The 1,635-nt window shown below is 40.6% G+C and carries 1 protein-coding gene and 1 pseudogene; both read right to left on the bottom strand.

What is annotated here, in order from left to right:
- The coding region (locus SORDD15_RS02425) for an aldehyde dehydrogenase family protein (protein WP_155718776.1) at nt 1-595 on the bottom strand (595 nt) is incomplete at its 3' end.
- 197 nt (nt 596-792) lie between these two features.
- Nucleotides 793-1,635 (bottom strand): annotated as a pseudogene (locus tag SORDD15_RS10425) (type I pullulanase); the annotation flags it as partial.

Here is a 1,635-nt window from a genome sequence, read left to right as displayed (position 1 = left end):
CTGGGATTCCTGCTTCGTCAAATGCTTTAGCTAGCAAGAGACCAGAAATAGATCCTTGTGTTGGTGGTTTAAATAGAACGACATTTCCTGCAATCAAAGCCGGAGCAATCTTAGATCCAGAAAGGTTGACTGGGTAGTTAAATGGCGCGATAGCTAAAACGACTCCAACTGGCTCACGACGAACAACGGCCAGTTTGTTTTTACTTGCAGCTTCAAAACCGCCACCTTCCATTGCTTGTCCAGTAATACGGAGACCTTCCTCAGCAGCAAAACGAATCAAATCTGCTGTACGTACTACTTCTCCAATGGCTGCTTTAATGCCTTTTGCAACCTCTTTGGCAAGAATGGTACCAATTTTTTCTTTATCGCGTTCTAAAATATCAGCTGCCTTATGCAAATAGGCTGCACGCTCAACTGGTGCTAAATCACGCCATGCTGGGAGAGCTGCACGCGCAGCTTTCATAGTCTCATCTACTTCAGCCTGACTCATAGCTGGTACTGTACCCAGCTTTTCCTGATTGATGGGAGAATAGATGGCAATTTCATTCTCTGATGATTTCCATTTTCCATTCACTAAATTCTGATAATTTGTCAAATTCCCTTCCTCCTGAAAATGATTAAAACTTATTTTATCAAATTTTCAGAAAATTACAACCCTTTTTGGGAAAATATTGATATTTTTTTCACAAACTTGATTCTTCAAATTATTTGAAATTTATTCCTATTAGATATTGGTTTTGCAATAAAAATCAAAAAAGGTCTAGATTTAACTAAACCTTTTTGTGGCATTTACTATGAAAGTACCTTCAAGACTGCAACGCTGATATCGTCAATCACATTAGACTCTTGAGAACGACTATTGGACACAAGCATTTCAAGATTTCCTGCATTTTCAAAGTAGAAGGAAGTTCCTTTGGCATTGAACACCACTAGCAGATGTTCTGGACCACCGTGAATCTCATAAACAATCCATCCGCTATTCTCAGCAGCTGTATGAACAAAGACATGACGATAAACTTCTTCGTATGTAGGATAAGAGAAAGCACGTGTTTGTGTTTTTAGGCGAATAATCTGGCGAATAAAGTCAATGCTTTCTTGTCTCTCATTGATTAAATCCCAGTTTACCTGGTTGACACTATCTGGAGCATTGTAACTATTCATGGCACGTTCTCTATCTGCCGCAGTCAGCTCGCCATTTTCTCCAGTAGCAAGGAGTTTGGTGCGTCCAAATTCTTGACCTAACTCTATAAAGGACATGCCTTGCATAAGAATGCTCATCGCTGTTGCTGTCTCGACTTGCCGCATAATCTTATCTGGACTGTGATCTGGATGCAGGGTTACTAACAAATCATGCAAGTTGTAATTATCATGGGCTTCCACATAGTTAAGAACTTGGTTTGGACTAAGATATGAACCCAACTCTCGGCTACCAAGAATAGCTTTGGCTACAATCGGTTCTGTAGCAGCACCACTAACAAATCCTGCCTTGATTGTGCCATAAACTTCTCCTCCTTTGATGGCATCACGCTGATCATCATTAAAGAATCCAATATTTGGCATCTGGTAGGCATTGTCCTTCTTGGCCTTATCATAAGGTGCAAGACCTGTCCCCATATCCCAACCTTCTCCATAGGT

The sequence above is a fragment of the Streptococcus oralis genome, assembly GCF_001578935.1.
Taxonomy (GTDB): domain Bacteria; phylum Bacillota; class Bacilli; order Lactobacillales; family Streptococcaceae; genus Streptococcus; species Streptococcus oralis_R.
Note: the sequence above shows the minus strand (reverse complement) of the source record. Positions and strands in the feature narration are given on the sequence as shown.